General features: G+C 63.5%; 2 protein-coding genes. Both read left to right on the top strand.

From position 1 onward, the window contains the following. The coding region (locus EN859_RS36855; protein ID WP_135913725.1) for a DUF1636 family protein at nucleotides 1-198 on the top strand (198 nt) is incomplete at its 5' end. A gap of 3 nt (nucleotides 199-201) precedes the next feature. Beyond that, nucleotides 202-304, top strand: a 103-nt coding sequence (locus EN859_RS40390) for a GTP-binding protein (protein ID WP_135913724.1), incomplete at its 3' end; no start/stop codon positions are given.

Below are 304 nucleotides of genomic sequence, written 5' to 3'. Positions count from 1 at the left end.
AGCGCAGCACTTTTGCGCGACGGTTGCTGGAGCTACGTCTTCGGCGACCTCGACACGACCAGCGGCACCGATCTCGTCACCGGAGCAAAACTTTTCGCCACCTCGACCGATGGCCTCATCCCGTGGCGCGGCAGGCCCGATTCCCTCAAGCGCGGTCTGGTTGCCCGCCTCCCTCCCCTCGACCTCCTGAAGGACTGACCTATGGACGCCCCTAATTCGCCCAATCTTTCCCGTGTTCCCTGCACCGTCGTCACCGGCTTTCTCGGCGCCGGCAAGACGACGCTGATCCGCAACCTGCTTGAAA

The sequence above is a fragment of the Mesorhizobium sp. M00.F.Ca.ET.216.01.1.1 genome (genome assembly GCF_004010325.2).
Classification (GTDB): Bacteria; Pseudomonadota; Alphaproteobacteria; order Rhizobiales; family Rhizobiaceae; genus Mesorhizobium.
The sequence above is the reverse complement of the archived record's forward strand: the minus strand, read 5'-3'. Positions and strand labels throughout refer to the sequence as shown.